Source organism: Roseovarius conchicola, assembly GCF_041403425.1.
GTDB classification, from domain to species: domain Bacteria; phylum Pseudomonadota; class Alphaproteobacteria; order Rhodobacterales; family Rhodobacteraceae; genus Roseovarius; species Roseovarius conchicola.
The window spans coordinates 67,724-87,554 of record NZ_JBGEHK010000006.1; the positions used below are offsets into that span (position 1 = coordinate 67,724).

Sequence of the window (19,831 nt, forward strand, 5' to 3'; positions counted from 1 at the left end):
CATCAAGTAATCGCTCAACCCGTAGTGCGGGCGTTGTGTAGTGGTAAGACCTCAGCCTTCCAAGCTGATGACGCGGGTTCGATTCCCGCCGCCCGCTCCAAGCCAAAATCTCCTGTGACACATCTGGCTATTGACGCCCTTGGCGTTGCCCGCCAAAACGCGTGCAGTTTACGGAACGAGGGAGACACCATGGTCCGCAGATCCCCGGAAGGGGCCGAAAGTCTGGATCGGGACAAGTCAAAGCAGATTGGCGCGCTTGCCGAGCTATGGCCGTTCCTGAAGCCTTACCGCGTACTGGTGGTTTCCGCTGTACTGGCGCTTGTCCTGACGGCGACGGTGTCGCTGATCCTGCCGATGGCCGTGCGTCGGGTGGTTGATAATTTCAGCGTCGAGGATGGCGCGATCCTGGATTACTACTTCACGGCTGCCCTGGGCATTGCCGCGCTGCTGGCGGTTGGTACCGGGCTGCGCTATCTGCTGGTCACGCGTTTAGGCGAACGGGTGGTTGCGGATATCCGCAAGGCGGTGTTTGACCGCGTGATCGGGATGAGCCCGGCCTATTTCGAAAACATCCTGACCGGCGAAGTGCTCAGCCGGATCACCACGGACACGACGCTGATCCTCAGCGTCATCGGTTCGTCCATATCCATTGCGCTGCGCAACCTGCTGATTTTCGTGGGCGGATTAATCCTGATGCTGTTCACCTCGGCCAAGCTGACCGGGATGGTGCTTTTGATCGTGCCTTTGGTAATCGTACCGATCCTTGTGCTGGGGCGGAAACTGCGAGGCCTTAGCCGCGAGAACCAGGATTGGATCGCCGCCAGCTCGGGCAATGCATCAGAGGCGCTGCTGAGTGTGCAGACCGTGCAGGCCTTCACCCATGAGGACGCCAGTCGCACGCAGTTTTCCGACATTACCGAGCGCAGTTATGGTGCCGCGCACCGCCGGGTGAACACGCGCGCCCTGATGACAATCATCGTTATTTTCCTTGTTTTTACTGGCATTGTCGGCGTGCTCTGGATGGGCGCGAACGCAGTCCGTCAGGGCACGATGACGCCGGGTATGCTGATCCAGTTCGTGATCTATTCGGTGATGGTGGCCGGGGCTGTCGCGGCCCTGTCGGAGATCTGGGGCGAGTTGCAACGCGCCGCAGGCGCTACCGAGCGTCTGGTCGAGCTGTTGCAGGCCGAAGACAAGGTCGTTGATCTTGCCAACCCCACAGCGCTGCCGACCCCTACCAAGGGCGCGATCCGGTTTGAGGATGTCAGTTTCCACTACCCGGCGCGTCCGGAGACGAAGGCACTGAATGGGTTCGACCTTGATATTGCGCCGGGTGAAACGGTCGCCCTTGTTGGTCCGTCGGGGGCCGGTAAGACCACCATCATTCAGCTGATCCAGCGGTTCTATGACCCGGATGCCGGGCAGATCACCTTTGACGAAGTGCCGCTGCAGCAGATGCGGCGGGAGGACTTCCGCAAATCCATGGCGCTGGTCCCGCAGGACCCGGTGATTTTCGCCGCCTCTGCGCGCGACAACATTCGCTTTGGCCGCCTGGATGCCACGGACGCCGAGGTTGAAGAGGCCGCCCGTGCTGCTGCCGCGCACGAGTTTATCAGTGCAATGCCGCAGGGCTATGACACCTATGTGGGTGAACGTGGCGTGATGCTGTCGGGCGGGCAAAAACAACGCATTGCCATCGCCCGTGCGATCCTGCGGGATGCGCCTGTGCTGTTGCTGGACGAGGCCACATCGGCGTTGGATGCCGAAAGCGAGCGCGCTGTGCAGCAGGCGGTCGAAGCGATGGCCCGCACCCGCACGACGATCATCGTGGCCCACCGGCTGGCCACCGTGAAGCAGGCAGACCGCATCATCGTGATGGATGAAGGGCGCATCGTCGCCACCGGCACCCATGACAGCCTGGTCGCCGAAGGCGGGCTTTATGCGCGCCTGGCACGGCTGCAATTCACCGGGTCTGAGGCAGCGTAGAGCGTTTTCCCCCTTGTTCGCAAAGCCGTGATCGCGATGATGTTGGCATCTGTTCAGAACATCAGAGAGGTACGGACGATGGGATTTTGGAATTTCTGGAAGGGCGAAGAAGAGCCGCCCGAAGCGGAAGCCCTGCAAAAAGAGGTCGAGGAACTGGGCCTGGATACTGCAGGTCTAGACATCGCTGTCGAGGGCGATGTAGTGAAGGTTTCCGGCACGGCCGTGAGCCAGGAAGTTAAGGAAAAGGTGATCATGGCGGTGGGCAATGCCGCTGGTGTGGCCGCGGTCGAAGACAACGCGGGCGGCGATGATCCGGTGTTCCACGAGGTCAAGAAGGGCGACACGCTTTGGGCGATTGCCACCGAAACCCTTGGCAACGGTGCGCGCTACGAAGAGATTTTCGAGGCCAACAAGCCGATGCTCAGCCACCCGGACAAGATTTACCCTGGACAGCGTCTGCGCATTCCGCAGGGCGGCACAATGGCATAAGCCAGCTAACGCTTGAGTGTTTGAAAACCCGGCCCCGACAGGTGCCGGGTTTTTTTCGTGGCTATGCCGTCTCAGGCGCAAGAAGGTGGGTTTTGATCCGCTGATACCCATAGCCGATATGAGTGCGCTGAATGAACCCGATGGCGGAGGAATCGCCGTTATCAAGGGCGGTGGTGATGTCGCGCAACTCGCCGATCAGGGCCTCGGCCATATCCGGGCCCCGTTGATTGGCCATGCGATACCAGGTGCTGGCGGCCTGATAATAGGTCTGCCACCAAAAGGATTGCAGCGCGCTGTTGCCGATCAGGCTGGCGATGAGGCTGTGAAGCTGGTGATTGATCTCAACATAAAGCCGGGGATCAAACTGGTTCGCCAATGCTGTGGCCGCATCAAGCAACGAATGGCCTGCAAGGCAATCCGCGTCATTTATCGCGCGCGGCGACATGGTGCCGATTAACCCGGCCAGCTCCAGACGCATGGCATAGACGTGGTGGATTTTGGCGGCAGGTAGGGCCACAACCACGCTGCCCACCCCGTTGCGTGTTTCAACCAGACCCAGATGGCTGATCCGGCCGATCGCGTCGCGCACCGGTGTGCGGCTAACGCCAAACTCAGCCGCCAGTTCCGCCTCTTTCAAGGGGGTGCCGGGGGGATAGTCGAGAAAACAAATGCGCTGCAGGATGTCGGCCTGTATGCTCTCAGCCGTGCTTTTTTTATCCGCATCATCAGAATATGTGCTGTGGGTCATCACGCTCTCTCAATCGCACCCTGCATACATCAATGGCAGTTTCTGCGCAATTAGCCGCCATTTCACTATCATTGACTCATTCGCTGTATACAGCTTAGAAAAATCGGGACAACTCGACTCAACAATGCGAGGACAGATTCATGCTTGACCAAGCCAAAATCCGCACCCTTGCCCTGCAGACCCGGATGAAGGATCAGGGCATCACCCGCGCGGTCTTCACGGATGAATCGTCCATCGCCTATTTGGCCGGATTCTGGGGCTATCTGGGTATCGAATTTGGCCGCCCCACCATGTTGGTGGTCAGCGTCGATGAGGCCCCGATCGTGATCACGCCCTTGATGGAATCCGAAATGGTCGGCGCGATGACATGGGTCGAGGATATCCGCGTTTGGGAGGATATGGGTCAGCGAAGTTGGGGCCGCGCACTGGCCGGGGCGCTGGGCGATGCACCGGATGAAATCTGGATCGAGCGCGGCACCTTGCCTGCCATCGTGCGCAACCATCTGGACGAGACCTATCCCGGCGTCCCGCTGAAAGATATCTCGCCGGTGCTGGGCGAGATGCGCGTGATCAAGACACCGTTTGAGATTGAGGTGATGAAAGAAGCAGGCCAGATCGCAGGTGCGATGATGAAAGCGGCCCATCACAGCCTGCGGGAAGGGGCGCAGGAATATGAAAGCGCGCTGGCCGTGATCGAGGCCGGATCGCGCAAGGCGGCAACGTTCCTGACCGACAAGGGGTGGGACAGGTTTGTCTCGCCGATGATCCACAACCTGCAAATCCTGCAAAGTGGGCGGGATGCCTCGATGGTGCATCGCCGGGCCAGCGTGAAGACCTATGAACGCGCCGATCCGGTCTATTTCTGCTTCTGCAATATGGCGCAGTTCAAACAGTACAAGCTGGGCTTTGACCGGATGTTCCATATTGGCGAGGTCTCGGACGAGGGCGCACGCGTGCAGGAGGCAGCGATTGCCGCACAGCAAGCCGCTATTGCCGCGATCCGCCCCGGCATTCAGGCGCAAGAGGTGGCTGCCGCCGCCAATGAGGTTTACGCCGAGAGGGGATATGAAACCGGCTACCGTACGGGCCGCTCAATTGGAGTGGCATATCTCGAAGCGCCCGAGTTGAAGGCTGGCGATGAAACCGTGTTGCAGGCAGGCATGACCTTTGCGGTGGATGGAGGCATTTCCGTGGATGGTGTGACCGCTGGGCGGATCGGGGACTCGGTTGTGGTGACCGAAACGGGCTTTGAATACATCACCGACTATCCCCGCACCTTGCTGGTGACGGATCAATAGCGATGGGCCGCACCTTCCGCTTGGCTGTTGGCCAATCCCCCGCCGCGCTGTCCACCTCGCAGGCGCGATTGGACTGGCTGACCGGCATATTGCCGGAGGTGGCAAGGCAGGGCGCGGACCTACTCTTGCTGCCCGAGTTGTTCGCGACCGGGTATCATATCGGCGATCTTATTGCAGAGCGCGCTGAACCGGCGGATGGCCCCTTGGCCCTTGCGATTGCCAGCCTGGCCAAGGCGCATTCCGTTGCCATTCACTACGGCTTTGTCGAGAGCGACAGGGACGCGATATTCAACAGCGCCCAATGCTTTGGCCCGGACGGCACCGTTTTGGGCGGGCATCGCAAACTGGGCGTTCCGCCGGGGTTTGAGCGGGATTACTTCACTGCCGGGAATGGTTGCACCCTGTTCACTTATCGGGATGTGCGTATCGCCACTCTGATCTGTTACGATATCGAATTTCCCGAAACCGCTCGCCATGTGGCGGGGCTGGGCGCCGAATTGATCCTCGCGCCAACCGCTTTGGGAGCGCAGTGGGAATGGGTGGCACAGCGCATGGTCCCGACCCGGGCCTATGAGAACGGCGTATTCCTGGCCTATGCCAACAGCGCGGGCATCGAAAACGGGTTAGAATTTCTGGGCCAGAGCTTTGTCGCGGCGCCTGACGGCCACGAACTGGCGCGGGCCGGTGCTGCTTCCGAGGTGATCTATGCGACCCTTGACCTGGACAAAGTTGCCGCCGCACAGGCTCGACTGCCATATCTCACAGACCGGCACGGGCTTCGGGTCGCAAAGAAGTAGGTCTACCCATTGAGTTATGGTGGGTAACTTATTGGCAAGCGGTGGAGTTTTCCGACAACCAAAGACATTTTGCGACAGGTCGATAATCCATGCACGGCTGAGGGTGACCCCGCGCCAGCTGATGGCAGGATGAGCGCCCGTAGTTTGTCAGGGCAAACCCTCTCCTACGCGTCTAAAGAATCAAGCGGCACCTTCTGATGCATTTTGACAGATCAAACCTCGTTCCGGAAGGCATCTGACTTCGCAGGTTTATTCCGACTTGGCAGCGCCAGAAGGCCTGCAACCAGGATGATGGCGATGCCGATCAGGGCGATCGTGCCCGGCCACTCAGCGAAGAACAAACTGCCCCAGACCAGACTGAACACGAGATAGCTGTAATCGAATGCGGCAACCGTGGCTGGCGGCCCGTTCTGGTAAGCGAACGCGGCCCCTACGCTCCCGATCAGGATCAGGGCTGCAAGAGCCAAGACAGTTCCCAGAAGTCGCAGATCGACTGGTTGCCACGGACCAAAGAACAGCGATCCGTCGCGACCAGAAAAAAGGCTGAGGACAGCCCCGCCGATGATAAAGGCCACGTTCAGAAACAGGGCCAGAATCAAAGGGTCGTCCTCACGGCACTTGGTCGATGTCAGCACCATCGCGCAGGCATAAAACAAAGCGGCGATGACCGGGAATAAGGTGCCGATTGCGAAGCCAGATGTGTCGGGCCGGATGATCATCAGCACGCCCACGAACCCACATCCGATCGCCAAGATCGCGCGGGCTGGTGGCCATTGACGGGCGACAAGGGCGGCCAATGCCACGATCATCAGGGGCCCGGTGTAATAGGCTGCCGCGGCCAGTGACAACGGCATCAGCGATAGGGAGGAATAGTAGCTAAGCCACATGATGACCAACAACGTGCTGCGCATAACAATCCAGAACGGCGCGGTGAGCGTGATCGGACCCCGCCTGCGGGCAAGCCACCACAGGACGGGAACGACGAGGGCAGAGCGCAGGATATACATCTGCCACAAGGGCAACGACAGGCCAGTCGCCTTGATAACGGCGTCGCCCAGCGACAGGGCGGCAACGGACAAAATGATCGCCGGAACGGCGTGTCGTGACGTGTCTCTTTCTGCCGTGACTGTCATGTCGTTTCAAACTTTCTATATGGTTCAACATCACTCAGAAATCATGTATTACCTCAGATGAAAAAAGAGTTTTTGTCTTATTTGCATGAGTTAAAGTTATGGATAATTCTAGTCGCCTTCTTCCACCCATGTCGCGTCTGAAACCATTTGAGGCCGCAGCGCGGCATGAAAGCTTTTCACTGGCCGCTGCTGAACTTGGCATGACCCAGACGGCTGTCAGCAAGCAAATTGGTCTTTTGGAAAAGGAACTTGGGATACATCTTTTCGAGCGGCGCAACAGGGCGGTTTTCCTGACAGACGCCGGAAAAAGGCTCGGGCAGGTGGTTGGTGCGGCGCTGTCCGAGGTTGCCGCCGAAATAGCGCTTTTGCGTGGCGCCAGACGCTCGGGCGAACTTGTACTCCACTGTCAGCTTTGCGAGGCATTCTACTGGCTGATGCCACGGCTTGCCCGCTTCCACGAACAGCACCCCGGCGTTGAACTGCGGGTGGTAAGCACCCTTGATCCTTTGACCAAGGCATCCGAGGCCTTTGATGTTGCCATCCAGACGTCGGGTCGCGCGTCTGGCTCGGCGCGATTGGCCTTCACGGCGGCAGATGACATCTTTCCGGTCTGCGCACCCTCGCTTGTATCGGAGCGCAGCCTGCCGTTGGAACCGCACGATCTGGTTGCGTTTCCTCTGCTCTCTCACCTCGTTGTTCCGCAAGACTGGATGGAATGGCAGCATTGGTTCGAGGGTGTCGGCGGCGCGCTTCCAAAACGCCCCAGGATCGTCCCTTTCGACAGCTACCCGCTTGCGCTACAAGCCGCGGTTTCGGGTCAGGGCATCGCTTTGGGATGGCGCCGGACCACCGAAGGTCTGATCGCTGATTCGAAACTGATCCGGCCTTGCACACAGTTTGTGGCGCGGCCGACAGAGCTTTCCGTTTTCCGCGGTACGTCACGCGATCAGCACCCACGGACAGAGCAGCTTTTGGCGTGGTTGGCCGATGAACTCTCAGACTGACAAGCATGGATATTGTGCATAACCGTTGAAGGAACTGATCGGAAACGACCTGCTGGATCACACCTCTTAACGAAGCGTGTGTTTCGCGGGTGCAGCGGTTGAGGTTCTTTTAATCAAGCGAAGGTCACACTTGTTTGTCCGAACCCCGGAATGCTGCCCCGAGATTGCTTCGACGATTTGTTCCGCAGCCAGAACGCCAATACTCTTTGCCGGAATGCGTACGGTCGACAGAGAGGGTTCAATTTCTGCCGACCCATGGAAATCTCCAATACCCATGATCGACAGGTCATTCGGTACATGAAGGTTCAAATGTCGGGCCGCGTAGAGTGCCCCCTGCGCGATGATATCGTTGCCGCACAGAATGGCGGTGGGACGTTCGGGTTGTTCCAACAGCGCGATGCAGGCGCGTTTTGCCTGGGTCACGTTGTAGGGGGCATCAAGACGCCACTTTTCGGGAACCTCGATACCTTCGCTGCGCAGTAACGACAGGGCACCCTGCAATCGATCATGGGCGCGGTCATTGCCAAGTGTGGAGGGAAAAACAAGGGCAATATCACGATGGCCAAGAGACATCAGATGCTGCGCCGCCAGGTGTCCGGCCTCGGTATTCTCCACGCCGACACAAGAGACTGGTGATGATTCACTATAGTTCCAGATCGCAACGGTTGGGATTCCTTGCTGATCAATCAACTGGTAGGTTGCTTCTGAGTGTTCGAGGCCGATAAAGGCCAGCCCGTCCACGCGGTGCTCCAGCAGCTTGCGCAGCATCGCGTACTCACGATCAAGGTCAAACCCGTGCGAGGCGATCAGCATCGTGAAGCCGCGATTGTCGAGCGCGTTGGAAAAGGACTGGATCAGTTCGGCAAAAATCGCATTGTCGATCGTGGGCACCACCAGTCCGATCGTGCCGCTGCGCCGACCGTGCATCACCTGTGCTGCGCGGTTGCGGATGTAGCCCAGTTTCTGGACGGCCCGGTCTATCCTTTTGCGAGTCGCCGGGTTGACCAGCTCGGGGTGGTTGAAGCTGCGCGAGACGGTCGAGATCGAAACGCGCGCTGCCTTTGCAACATCGACAATATCTGGTTTTCCTTTATTTATTTCAGACACTTGATATTCCAAAATCAGAAATTTATGAAAACGTTTGCAATACTATTTTCATGACTTACGCTTGACTGTCAATCAAAGACAACTGTCAGGGTGGCGACTTGGAATTCATTTATTACTTCGGCGATGTCTTCACGCCTGTGTCCTTTGGGCTTTTGCTTTTGGGCACCATTGGCGGGTTGATTCTGGGGGCAACCCCTGGCCTGTCGCCAACCATGGCGGTTGCTTTGCTGATCCCGTTCACGTTCCACCTTCAGCCGGTCCAGGGCCTGATCCTGTTGGGGGCGGCCTATACCTCGACTGTCGCGGGTGGTGCCGTCAGCGCGATCCTTTTGAAGATTCCCGGCGCACCCGCCAATATCGCGACAACTCTGGATGGCCACACGATGGCCAAGCAGGGCGAGGGGGCAAGAGCCCTGCAGCTCAGCTTTCTGGCATCCGCCGTGGGGGGCGTGATCGGGGTTCTGTTGCTTATCTTCCTGACACCGGTATTGGCCCAATGGGCGCTGGCCTTTGGGCCAAGTCACCTGTTCTGGCTGGCAATCCTTGGGGTGACCGTGATCGGCTCGCTGGACACGGCGTCGGTTGTCAAAGGGCTGCTCTCGGGGTGTATCGGTCTGTGGCTTGCCACGATCGGGTTTGACGACATCATGGGCGCACAGCGGTTCATCTTCCATCCTTCATTGGGCGGGGGGATCAACATTATTGCCGCACTTATTGGTCTTTTCGCAATTCCGCAGGTCCTGACCATGTTCGCCAAGGGGCGCCGGGTGAAAGGCGCCGAGGTGATAAAGGTCCAAAAGCATTCCGTTACCGATGCAATGCGCGAGGTGGCGAGTCGTCCCCGTGCCCTTTCGATCGGGACGATCACGGGGGCGATTATTGGATTGATCCCGGGTGTTGGCGGTCAGATTGCGGGGCTTGTGGCCTATGATCAGACCAAGAAGTTCAGCCCCGAGCGCGACAAGTTCGGCAAAGGGCATCCCGAGGGCGTAATCGCAGCAGAAGCCGCCAACAATGCGATGGTCGGCCCGAGCCTCGTGCCGCTGCTGACCCTGTCTATCCCCGGCTCACCGACCGCGGCAGTCCTTCTGGGTGGCCTGCTGATCCACGGAATTTTTCCGGGCACAGACCTGTTTGACAATCACCCGGATGTGGCTTGGACCTTCATCAACTCGATGCTGATCGGCCAGGTGCTGATGTGCATCTTTGGCCTTTATGTCGCAGGTCTTGCCGCCCGCGTGGCACAGGTGCCGCAATGCGTGATGGCTGCGGTGGTTCTGGGGCTTGCGGTGTTCGGGAGCTATTCAGTTCAATCCTCAATGGGCGATGTCTATGTCATGGCCGCGCTGGGCGTGATGATGTACTTTCTCGAACGGTTCGGTTTTTCGGCGGCACCGCTGGTGCTGGGCCTGATCCTGGGGCCGATTGCCGAAGCGAACTTCATTCAAGGCAGCATGATCGCCAATGCCACCGATGGGCTGGGAACGTACTTCCTCAGCGGGACACTGAACATCGTCCTGATCGCCGCCGTGATCGCCTCGATCATCTACTCGGCCTGGATGGAAATACGCTCGCGTCGTTACACCTCAAAAGAGGAGATCATGGGATGAATACGCCGTCTCTTCCCCGCCTTCAGCATATCGTCGCCTCAGGGATCATCGCCGTGGTCGGCGCTTGGGTGGCCTGGATCAGTTATACGCAACAGCCGTCCGAAGCTTTCCTGTTCCCCAGGCTGATCTCGACCGTCTTTGTTGTGCTGGCTGTCTGGACCTTCATCAAGGCGCTGCTGGGCTGGACCAAGGTCGGGCACGGGTTGGGAACCTATGATTTTGCCAATCTCCTGCCCGGCATCGTGGTTGCGCTGATCTATATCTTCTGGGCGGCAAAAACGCTGGGTTTCTACACGGCGGGCGGGATCGCCTTTTTTATACTGTTATCGCTTTATGACCCGGCCCCCCATCGCGAGATCCGCACCTGGGTCAAGCGCGGGATTATCACGGCCTGCTATCTGGCGATCATGTACGGGCTCTTCGCCAAGCTGCTGAAGGTCTACACGCCGGCAGAGATACTGTTCTGAAAACTGAAAATAAAAAATGATCCAAGGGAGGATTTAACCATGAAGAAACTTTTAGCAGGGATAGCACTGGCCCTGACAACATTGGGTGGAGGGGTGGCTATAGCCGACGAATACCCCGAACGTCCCGTGATGATGATGGTCAGTTATGGGGCGGGCGGTGCCACCGACTTTCAGGCGCGCATTGTCACCATGACCGCAGGCAATGAAGACGCCCTTGGGATGCCCATTGCCATCATCAACAAACCCGGGGCCGGGGGCCGTGTCGGCTGGAACTGGTTCGCAACGCAGGCCGATGCTGATGGGTATACGCTGGGTGCCTATAATGTACCGCACTTCATCGCCCAGTCGATCAAAGGCGGTGTGCAGTATTCGACAGACAGCTTCGAGCCCATCGCCAACTGGGGCGCCGATCCGGCGGTGTTTGTCGTTGCTGCAGATAGTGAGATGAACTCGATGGACGACGTGGTGAACTTCGCAAGGGAAAACCCCGGCAAGCTGACCTTTTCCGGCGCGGGCCTGTTCGTTGGCCACCACATCGCAGCGCTTCAGCTTGAGAAAGCGGCGGACGTGAAGATGGCCTATATCCCGACCAAGGGTGGCGGTGCGGCAGCGATGAAAGCCGTGATTGCTGGCGAGGTCATGGGCGGTGTGAACAACCTCTCGGATGCGTTCCGCGCGCAAGAAGCCAGGAATGTCAAAATCCTTGGGGTGTTTGACCTTGAGCGCAATGCGTTTCTGCCCGATGTACCAACGCTGAAAGAACAGGGATATGACATCGACAATGCCAGCGTGAACTTCCGTGGCATCATGGTGCCGAAAGGTACCCCGCAAGAGGTGATCGACAAGCTTGCCGCCTCGGTCCCCGAGATGTTCAGGAACGCTCGTGTTGCCAAGAAGATGGAGGCCGGTGGCTCGCCCATGCATATCATGACCCGCGATGAGGTCATCGAAATGTGGGCCGCACGGGAAGAGACCCTCAAAGAACTTCTGGCCGGTCTCTGATTGCCAAACCAATGGGGCAGGGCGATGGTCGCCCTGTCCATCTCAGAAGGACTTCCATGATGAACGCCCATGATGACATTGCCCAGGTCGAGATGATCATGGCCCGCGCGCGCGCAGCCCAAAAAGCGTATGAGAGCGATGCCACGCAGGAGCGTTATGACCATGCCGCCGCTGCCGCCGCCTGGGCCATTATGGAACCAAGCAGAAATCGCGCTCTGGCTGAGTTGGCGGTTGAGACTACAGGCCTTGGCAATGTGCCCGACAAAATCACCAAGAACCATCGCAAGACGCTTGGCCTGATGCGTGACATCAAGAATGTGCAAACCTGCGGTGTGCTGTCAGACGATCCCGCGACCGGTATCACCGAGATTGCCCGTCCAGTGGGGGTGGTCGGCGCTGTTGTGCCCTCGACCAACCCTGCGGCGACCCCTGCCAATAACATCATCAACGCGCTGAAATGCGGCAATGCGGTTGTTGTGGCCCCGTCGCCCAAGGGTGTCGCGAGTTGCGAACAATTGCTGAGCTATATCCATACTGAATTCGACAAGATCGGCCTGGACCACGATCTGGTTCAGATGATCCCGCCCCCCGGTTCCAAGGCCAAGACCCAGGCCATGATGGAGCTGTCTGATCGCGTGATCTGCACGGGCAGTCAAAACAACGTGCACCGCGCGCAGACCTGCGGCACCCCGGCCGTGGCGGTGGGCGCAGGCAATGTCACAACAATTGTGGACGAAACAGCCGACCTTGCCGCCGCTGCCGCCAAGATCACGGCCTCCAAGACCTTTGACAACGCGACCTCCTGTTCCTCCGAGAATTCAATCATCGTGGTCGACGAGGTTTATGACGCCTTCGTGGAGGCGCTGGCAAAAGAAGGCGGCGCGCGTGTTACCGATGAGGCCGCGATCGTCTCAAAGCTTTGGCCGGACGGGCATCTGAACCGCGCTGTTATCGCTCAGGATGCCGACAAAATGCTGGAGGCGCTCGGCATGGCAGGGCAGGTGCCCGCTGGCACCAAGTTCCTCGCGGTCGAGACGGCGGGTATCGGCGCGGACCACCCGCTCTCCGGTGAAAAGCTGAGCCGCGTGGCAGCGCTCTACCGTGCGGCGGATTATGATGCGGCACGCCAGATCGCGGCCCGTATCCTGGACTATCAGGGCGCAGGCCATTCGCTGGGTGTTCACACCGCTATAGACGAACGCGCGGTTGAACTGGGGCGGGCCATGCCGACCTGTCGGGTTGTCGTCAATCAGGCCCATACCTTTGCGACCGGTGGGTCGTTCACCAATGGCATGCCGTTTTCCCTGTCGATGGGATGCGGCAGCTGGGGCGGCAATTCCATCGATGAGAATCTGCATTGGAAGCACTTTATCCAAACCACCAAGGTGATCCGGGAAATCGCGCCGAACGAACCCGCCGTCGAGGACATTTTCGCAGATTACTGGGACCGCGCAGGGCAGTGAACATGGACCTAAATGCACCCCCTCAGGGAACCGTTCGCGACTGGCTGGATCAGCGCGCAAGGCTGTCCGGTGATGTCACCGCATACATGTTCCTTGACGAAGACGCCCCTCTGACTTGGGCGGCTCTTCGGCAACGGGCACAGGCGATGGCCGCCCATCTTACCGTACAAGGGTTACCTAAAGGGGCAAGTGTTGCCATCCTGCAGCCCAACGGGCGCGACGCGATCGAGTGTCTGTTTGGTGCACTTTACGGCGGGTTCCGCGCCACGGTCGTGAACCTCGTGGCGGGGGATGAGGCGATTGGCTATGCGCTTGAACATTGCGAAGCGCCCGTGGCCCTTGTTGGCAAGGCTCAGCAGGCCCTGTTCGAGCGTGTGCGCCCATCGGGACTGACCACCCTTCAAAACATAGATGCCTCCGCTGACATCGAACTGCACTCGCTCGATCCGGATGACGACGCCTTGCTGATGTATACGTCCGGCACCACGGGACGGCCCAAGGGTGTTGCTCATAGCCATTCCAGCCTTCTGGCTGGAGGCTGGACGCCGGCGGTTGCCCACCGTCTCACGGCGCAGGATTGCGGGCTTTGTGTCTTGCCGATCTATCATATCAACGGGCTTTGCGTGTCGGTGATAAGCACACTGATCACAGGCGGGCGGCTGGCCATCGCAGAGAAGTTTTCGGCCAGCAAGTTCTGGACCCAATGCGAAACGGCGCAGGCCACCTGGTTCTCGGTCGTGCCGACAATTATCTCGCACCTGCTGCATTCCGACACCTCTCCCACTCCTGAAACCCGGGCACGGCTGCGGTTCGGGCGTTCGGCGTCGTCCCCTCTGGCGCCGGACGTGCAGACCAGTTTTGAAACCCGCTTTGACGTGCCGATCGTGGAAACCATGGGGCTGACTGAAACGGCCGCCCAGATCCTGTCAAACCCGCTGCCACCCGGAGTGCGCAAAATCGGCTCGCCCGGAAAGGCCTATGGTAACGAAGGCTGTATCTTGTCGGCTGACCTGACGCCGTTGCCACCCAACACCCAGGGTGAAATCGCCGTGCGCGGCCCCAACCTGATGCGCGAATACCTGAAGAATCCAGACGCAACGCGGGATACCTTCACTCCCGATGGCTGGTTACGTACCGGTGATCTGGGGCACATTGATGAAGACGGTTACTTCTTTGTTACTGGACGATTGAAGGAACTGATCATCAAGGGGGGTGAGAACATCGCCCCGCGCGAAATTGACGAGGCGCTCTATTCACACCCCGACGTGATAGAGGCCGCGGCGTTCAGCCTGCCCTGCAAGACCTACGGAGAGCGCGTGGAGGCTGCCGTCAAGCTCAGAGAAGGATCCGAGCTTGGGCCCGAAAAGCTGATCGAGATCTGCCGCGAAAAGCTTGGCACATTCAAATGTCCCGATATGGTGCATGTGCTTGAGGATCTTCCCAAGGGGCCTTCGGGCAAGATTCAACGGATCAAAATCGGATCACTTACCAAAGACCTCACCAAGGCCTGACCGAAGCGGTACGCGGCCAGTTTTAGCTATTCGATTCGTTAAGAACTGCGCCAATGTCTCTGAGGTTGGGCTGGTTTGACAGGGCCGTCCTGATGCCGAATCTGAGCCTGCGAAACTGTCAATTCTGTCTTGAAATACAGGCGCATTGCGTCGGTGCTTGGCGCTGTTGGCGAGGTTTCTGAAGGCCAGTACCCAAATTCGTTAACGATTCACTAACGCCGGATTTTCTAGGCTGATTCTCGTATTTGGAGGGGAAGTGGAAAATCGTTTTTATGACCAAAGTCTCTATTTCAAAAAGGGTTTTTGTATCCGGCGCGTGTTCGTTGCGGTCAGCCGCTAACTCTTCCGAAGGCGCGACCGCAGCGGTTTTTGCCACACCTGTTTCTCCCAAGTCCCTTCCAAATACACCCAATTTTGAGCATGCTTCGGACATGACTGGCACAAATCAAATTGTAGCAAAGTTATTTGTTATTGGACCGCTGGAGCTGACTGACACCTCTGGCAACTCTTTCACGCCGCGCAGCAAAAAGGCCTGTGCCCTGCTGGCCTTGCTTGCGCTTGCACCACGACGTCAGCGCACGCGGGTCTGGTTGCGCGACAAACTCTGGAGCGAAAGCAGCGAACGGAAATCCTCGACCAGTCTGCGACAGTTGTTGTTTGAGCTTCGCCGCGATCTTGGTTGGCTGTTTGACAGCATCATTCAGGTGGATCGCCATTCCGTCACGTTTCGATCCAACGCGATATGGATCGACTACCATGCGTTTGAACAGGATCCCTCGCAACTGGCAGCCCTGTCAATTTCGCCCGAGGCTGAATTGCTTGAGGGCATAGATGTTCAGGATGAAGAATTTGAAGACTGGCTTATGCTTGAGCGACAAATCTGGCGCGACAAATCGGAAGACCTTTTCACGCGTGCAGCCGAAGCGCCAGATCGCCCGGGGTCGTCCACCGTCAGTGCATATCAGAACTTCAGCTTTGGGCCCGCACCCGAGCCCCGCGTCTCTTTTGGGGTGTTGCCCAGCATTCAACAAGGGTGTGATGCGGCGACAGCCTTTGTGCCCGACCATCTGCTTGAAGGCATCGTCAAAAGCCTGAAAGAACTGCATCCGATCGACGTGTTCGATTTGCGTGACACCACAGGCCATTCCGACACCCTGATTGGGGCAAGCAATACGGATTATTTCGTTCGTGTCCGCGCCCTTCAGATCAGAGAGTCGCTTACGCTTACCTTTTTCTTCTACACCGCTGCGAACATGTCGCTGGAGTGGAGCCAATCTGTTCAGACCACGGTTGACGAGGCCCTGAATCTGGACAGCTACCTTCTGTCCGGCTTTGTCACGCAGAACACGGACCGTGTGTCGCGCAGTCTGGAACAGCGCGTTCTGAGCGAGAGCGCCCCCGAGCCCAAACCGCTTGTGGCCGGGTACACCGCGCTGAACATGATGTTTCGGCTGGATGACAAAGCGCTGGAGAACGCGGAAGCTCTGCTGGCGCAAAAAAGCAGTCAGAACGAGGCCCTGTTCGCTGCGCTGAAGACATATGCGACGAGTTTCAAGATCGGCGAAAACCTGGGATCGTTTGATGCGACGTCCGAGGCCGAGACAGACCAACTGGCGCGCGAGGTGTTAAGCCAGAACCCGTTCAATTCCATCTCGCTAGCGTGCCTGGGACATACCATGGGCTATATTTTCCGCGATTACGAACTGGGCTGCGAATTGTTGGAGCGTGCGCTGAAGCTCAACCAGAATCAGGCCTTTGTCTGGGATCACTACGCCCTCAACAAGCTTTATACGGGTGACTACGATGCGGCCTATAAGGCGGCTGAACGCGCTGTTTATTTAGGCAGCTACAGCCCTATCAGCTATAGCTATGACACCACGCTTGCCATGGCATCGACCATGTTGGGCCATCATCGAAAAGCGATTGTTGCCAGCAGGAATGCGTTGAAAAAACAACCGAAGTTCACGGCTGCGATGCGCTACCTCCTGGTCAATCTTGCCAAGACGGGGCGCGAGGCCGAAGCGGCCGACATCCACAAAAAGCTTTTGGTTCGCGATCCCGAATTCATTGATATCGAGGTGCAAAAAGAGCGCTTTAGAATTGCCGAGAAAAGCCAACAATCCGAGCTGTTAGAGGCAATCAGACGATTTACCACCTAGGAGGGGAAAGTGGATATTCATCAAATACTTGCAGAAAATCGATTTGTTGTTACGCAGACCGGCCTGCGGTTGAACGATACGACCGCACAACCGGTGGAGAACCCGGCCGTGGGGGCGGCCGGGGGCTCCGTATTGTCGTTGCTGGCGCTCAACCGCAACAGAAACCGCAATCGCAACAGAAACCGGAATAGAAATCGCAATCGGAACAGGAACCGCAACAGAAATCGCAACCGGAACCTCGATGTGGTGGCCAGCGACATTCTGGAGCCTTGGAAAGAGCGCGAAAAGCTGCACGCGCTGCTTGGCGAATGGATTGATCTGCCGGTGCCGCTTCCGCCGACAATCGAACAGTTGCGTCATGAAGCGGTGGATCTTCTGGTCAAGCAGGTGCTGCGCCAAACGCCTCAGGAAGTCCATCGAATCGAAGAGATTTTCCGCGAGGCTAATATCGAACTCTCCGGTTACCTGCGTCCCTTGGGCGTGGAAGAACTGGGGGGCTACGAAGCGACCGAGGCGCTGTTCTATCTCATCCTCGCACTCACGGACGAGATCGGGCTACGCTACAAGGACCGCTTTGACGTGCTCAGACCAAACCAGGTCGAGCCGCGTTTGCGCCCGGTTCTGCCAAACCCGGCGCATCAGTCTTACCCGTCAAATCACTCATTCCAGTCGTTTTCGATCGCATTCCTGTTTTCGCGCATGCTGCCGGAGCACCCGGCCAGTTCAGAGATGTTTAACAGCGCCCGCCGAATTGCCGAGAACCGGGAATGGGCCGGGCTGCACTACGCGTCCGACACGGAAGCCGGTTACCAATTGGCGCGGATGGTTGCGCCGGTTCTGGAAAAGGTACTTGAAAAACCAATGCTTGCAGCGCAATCGGAGTGGATCTGATGACAAAAGCCGAAGCTCAAATCACCGGCCAACAGGCTTATCCGCAATATGACGCGCTGTGGCATCTGCGAACGCTCGGTGTGCTGGATGAAAACGATGCGCCCGTTGACTGGTCGGTCAACCCACCAGTCAAACCAACGCGGATAGCCGTCATTGATACATCCGCGGCGGTTCAACATCCAAATCTGCAGGGTGTGATCAACAAAAGTCTTTCGCTCGATTTCTTTTCGGCGCGATTGGGGTCTTTTCCTTATCTGCCCAAGGATCAGGAAACGCTTGGAAATCTTGATCTGAACTGGGAAACCGATATCGCGGATGGGCTTCCGCACACGGTGCAATTGCTTGCAGAACTGGTTGACCGGCTGTCACACGATGCCAAACCGCATTTCAAGGATATCCAGCCGTGTGTATCTCCGTTTTTCTCGGCGCATGGGACCAGTATCGCGGGCCTTGTAGGGGCGCGGCCCTGTATCACCACGCAGCTTACGCCCAAAGGAGAACCTGTGCCGCTGCCTTTGCCCTACACTGGCGTCGACCCGATGTGCGAAATCGTGCAGATCTCTGCAAATTTTGATCCGGAGCCGGAGGGGCTGATCCTGGCGTTTCTCTATGCCGAGCTAATTGGCGCCGACGTTGTGCTCTTGCCCCGCAACATTTCCGATCCGTATCGTTTTGTGCCGGAATTGGGAGATATTCATCTGGGCGATGAAAGCCTGACCGATCTGGTGCGCCAAACCTCGGCAACCCAGGAAGAGGCTGAATTGTGGAGTGAGCTTGCTGCGCTGATTGTCAATGTCTCGCAGACGCGTCCCGTTGTGTGCGCTGCAGGCAATGCCAATGAAGAGAACGCCATCTACCCGGCCAATCTGGCGTCCGAGCATAATGGCATCATTTCGGTCGGGTCGGTGAACGCCAAGGGATTTCGCAGCAGCTATTCCGTGACACGCAACATCACCGTGATGGCCCCAAGCAATGACGGCGAAGCCTTTGACGCGGCAGAGGTCCGTCTTGATGAGCAGGACCCGCTTTACGATCCGATCGGCGTTCCCGTCAAAAACTCCAACCACAAGTACTCAAGCTACGATGTCATCAGCACGGATGTGCCGGGGCCGGCAGGCTATTCTGACAGCCCCTACCATCATGCGACCAAAGATGGGTCGTTGCGGGAGTTCGGCTCGTATTTCTGCCGGTTTGGGGGCACCTCGGCGGCCTCTGCGCTGGTGGCTGGCTTCCTGTCGCTGGGACGGTCCACGAAAAGCTATGAAGGCGGTTCGGGTCCCGGGGCCAAAACCTGGTTGCTGAACAAATGCCACGCCCAGAACAGCGAAGAGGAAGAGTTTTACGTGCCCTGTTGGTCAGGTGTTCCAAGCTTCCCTGACAGCTAGGGGCTGATTCTGAAAAACCTCGGCGTTAAAGAAAACGGTGCTGCTCCTGTGAAACGGAGCAGCCTGTGTCCTTGGGCTGAGTGCCACGCGATATGGCGGCGAAGTCGAAGCAGGCTCACAGCAGGCCTGAGTGAGATCCTTACCCGACTCCGCAAGATGGACGAAGGTCCGCAAAGCCAATGATCAGATATTCCGATTTGCGCCGCTAGTTGTCCGGTTCCATATCCTGGGATTGCTTGTAGGTTCCCGCCTTCAGCCGCAGGCTGTCCTCGATGATCGAGGCAACCGCGGCCAGGCAAACCAGAAAGCCCGAGATCGGCACGATAGCGACGGCGTATTTTTTCGGCATGTAATTTGGTTTGAAGACGATCCCACCGTCTTCCCAGGCGAAATACCACATCTCCCAGTATTTGCCGCCCATGGTCGCTACAGCCTCTAACCCCCAGATGATCATCACGAGGCCCAGGCAAAAGATGATCGCCGTCCAGAATTGCTGGATGAAGAATGCGGCCTTTTGGGGAAGCCAGTTATAAATCAGGTCCAGAGCGATGTGATCTTTGTCGCGGACCGTAAGTGCAAGCGCAAAGAAAACCAGCCAGATATTGCTGAGCACTGTGAGCAAATCGCCCCAGATAGGCGGGTCCTTGAAGACATAACGCATCACGACGGAATAGACAGTGAAGGCCACCATCGCCAGAAGCAGTACGGCGCATAAGGCAGTAAGCGTCTTCTTGGCTGCGCTGTCGATGAACTTGATGACGGCGATCATAGCAGTCTCCTT

At 57.9% G+C, this 19,831-nt stretch carries 18 protein-coding genes and 1 tRNA gene; 14 read left to right on the forward strand and 5 right to left on the reverse strand.

Annotation, left to right across the window (positions count from 1 at the left end; genetic code table 11):
- The first annotated feature begins 26 nt into the window (after positions 1 to 26).
- The 3 genes from V6N02_RS16665 (at position 27) to lysM (ending at position 2,475) form a co-directional block, all read left to right on the forward strand.
- A tRNA-Gly gene (locus V6N02_RS16665) sits at positions 27 to 100 on the forward strand.
- 89 nt (positions 101 to 189) lie between these two features.
- Complete coding sequence (locus V6N02_RS16670; protein WP_371227306.1) at positions 190 to 1,986, forward strand: ABC transporter transmembrane domain-containing protein; 1,797 nt, start codon at positions 190 to 192, stop codon at positions 1,984 to 1,986.
- Positions 1,987 to 2,064: 78 nt separating this feature from the next.
- Positions 2,065 to 2,475, forward strand: a complete 411-nt coding sequence (lysM, locus tag V6N02_RS16675; protein ID WP_371227308.1) for a peptidoglycan-binding protein LysM — start codon at positions 2,065 to 2,067, stop codon at positions 2,473 to 2,475.
- A gap of 61 nt (positions 2,476 to 2,536) precedes the next feature.
- Here the strand turns inward: lysM and V6N02_RS16680 are convergent, their stop codons facing one another.
- Positions 2,537 to 3,223, reverse strand: coding sequence for a GntR family transcriptional regulator (locus V6N02_RS16680; RefSeq protein WP_371227310.1), 687 nt, complete (start codon positions 3,221 to 3,223; stop codon positions 2,537 to 2,539).
- A 140-nt stretch (positions 3,224 to 3,363) separates the two neighbouring features.
- Here V6N02_RS16680 and V6N02_RS16685 point away from each other — a divergent pair, with 140 nt between their 5' ends.
- The gene (locus tag V6N02_RS16685) at positions 3,364 to 4,521 is read left to right on the forward strand and encodes a M24 family metallopeptidase (protein WP_371227312.1); all 1,158 of its coding nucleotides are present in this window, start codon (positions 3,364 to 3,366) and stop codon (positions 4,519 to 4,521) included.
- Between the two features lie 2 nt (positions 4,522 to 4,523).
- Positions 4,524 to 5,318 carry a carbon-nitrogen hydrolase family protein gene (locus V6N02_RS16690; RefSeq protein ID WP_371227314.1) on the forward strand — a complete coding sequence of 265 codons (795 nt, stop codon included), beginning with the start codon at positions 4,524 to 4,526 and terminating at the stop codon, positions 5,316 to 5,318.
- Positions 5,319 to 5,530: 212 nt separating this feature from the next.
- Here V6N02_RS16690 and V6N02_RS16695 read toward each other — a convergent pair whose 3' ends face one another.
- Positions 5,531 to 6,451, reverse strand: coding sequence for a DMT family transporter (locus tag V6N02_RS16695; protein WP_371227316.1), 921 nt, complete (start codon positions 6,449 to 6,451; stop codon positions 5,531 to 5,533).
- 128 nt (positions 6,452 to 6,579) lie between these two features.
- Here V6N02_RS16695 and V6N02_RS16700 point away from each other — a divergent pair, with 128 nt between their 5' ends.
- Positions 6,580 to 7,455 (forward strand): LysR substrate-binding domain-containing protein, encoded by an 876-nt coding sequence (locus V6N02_RS16700; protein WP_371227318.1) that lies wholly within the window; start codon positions 6,580 to 6,582, stop codon positions 7,453 to 7,455.
- A 66-nt stretch (positions 7,456 to 7,521) separates the two neighbouring features.
- Here the strand turns inward: V6N02_RS16700 and V6N02_RS16705 are convergent, their stop codons facing one another.
- On the reverse strand, positions 7,522 to 8,577 hold the full coding sequence (locus V6N02_RS16705) for a LacI family DNA-binding transcriptional regulator (RefSeq protein ID WP_371227542.1): 1,056 nt from the start codon (positions 8,575 to 8,577) through the stop codon (positions 7,522 to 7,524).
- An 83-nt stretch (positions 8,578 to 8,660) separates the two neighbouring features.
- On the opposite strand from V6N02_RS16705, the gene V6N02_RS16710 reads away from it, so the two are divergent.
- The 5 genes from V6N02_RS16710 to V6N02_RS16730 are packed head-to-tail and all read left to right on the forward strand — an operon-like array spanning position 8,661 to position 14,615.
- On the forward strand, positions 8,661 to 10,172 hold the full coding sequence (locus V6N02_RS16710) for a tripartite tricarboxylate transporter permease (protein ID WP_371227321.1): 1,512 nt from the start codon (positions 8,661 to 8,663) through the stop codon (positions 10,170 to 10,172).
- On the forward strand, positions 10,169 to 10,639 hold the full coding sequence (locus tag V6N02_RS16715; protein WP_371227323.1) for a tripartite tricarboxylate transporter TctB family protein: 471 nt from the start codon (positions 10,169 to 10,171) through the stop codon (positions 10,637 to 10,639). The genes V6N02_RS16710 and V6N02_RS16715 overlap by 4 nt, the downstream gene beginning before the upstream one ends.
- A 39-nt stretch (positions 10,640 to 10,678) precedes the next feature.
- Complete coding sequence (locus tag V6N02_RS16720) at positions 10,679 to 11,641, forward strand: tripartite tricarboxylate transporter substrate binding protein (RefSeq protein WP_371227325.1); 963 nt, start codon at positions 10,679 to 10,681, stop codon at positions 11,639 to 11,641.
- A 59-nt stretch (positions 11,642 to 11,700) separates the two neighbouring features.
- A complete protein-coding gene (gene sauS, locus V6N02_RS16725) occupies positions 11,701 to 13,104 on the forward strand; it encodes an acylating sulfoacetaldehyde dehydrogenase (protein ID WP_371227327.1) in 1,404 nt (467 codons plus the stop codon).
- Positions 13,101 to 14,615 carry an AMP-binding protein gene (locus V6N02_RS16730; protein ID WP_371227329.1) on the forward strand — a complete coding sequence of 505 codons (1,515 nt, stop codon included), beginning with the start codon at positions 13,101 to 13,103 and terminating at the stop codon, positions 14,613 to 14,615. Before sauS ends, V6N02_RS16730 begins: the two co-directional genes overlap by 4 nt.
- Positions 14,616 to 14,733: 118 nt before the next feature.
- On the opposite strand, the gene V6N02_RS16735 is transcribed toward V6N02_RS16730, so the two are convergent.
- Positions 14,734 to 15,048, reverse strand: a complete 315-nt coding sequence (locus V6N02_RS16735; protein WP_371227330.1) for a hypothetical protein — start codon at positions 15,046 to 15,048, stop codon at positions 14,734 to 14,736.
- Here V6N02_RS16735 and V6N02_RS16740 point away from each other — a divergent pair.
- The 3 genes from V6N02_RS16740 to V6N02_RS16750 are packed head-to-tail and all read left to right on the forward strand — an operon-like array spanning position 15,047 to position 19,050.
- Positions 15,047 to 16,774, forward strand: a complete 1,728-nt coding sequence (locus V6N02_RS16740) for a transcriptional regulator (RefSeq protein WP_371227332.1) — start codon at positions 15,047 to 15,049, stop codon at positions 16,772 to 16,774. The genes V6N02_RS16735 and V6N02_RS16740 overlap by 2 nt on opposite strands.
- Positions 16,775 to 16,783: 9 nt before the next feature.
- The gene (locus V6N02_RS16745) at positions 16,784 to 17,665 is read left to right on the forward strand and encodes a phosphatase PAP2 family protein (RefSeq protein WP_371227333.1); all 882 of its coding nucleotides are present in this window, start codon (positions 16,784 to 16,786) and stop codon (positions 17,663 to 17,665) included.
- On the forward strand, positions 17,665 to 19,050 hold the full coding sequence (locus tag V6N02_RS16750; RefSeq protein ID WP_371227336.1) for a S8 family serine peptidase: 1,386 nt from the start codon (positions 17,665 to 17,667) through the stop codon (positions 19,048 to 19,050). The genes V6N02_RS16745 and V6N02_RS16750 overlap by 1 nt, the downstream gene beginning before the upstream one ends.
- A 205-nt stretch (positions 19,051 to 19,255) precedes the next feature.
- Here the strand turns inward: V6N02_RS16750 and V6N02_RS16755 are convergent, their stop codons facing one another.
- Positions 19,256 to 19,819, reverse strand: a complete 564-nt coding sequence (locus tag V6N02_RS16755; protein ID WP_371227338.1) for a TRAP transporter small permease — start codon at positions 19,817 to 19,819, stop codon at positions 19,256 to 19,258.
- Positions 19,820 to 19,831: the final 12 nt, after the last annotated feature.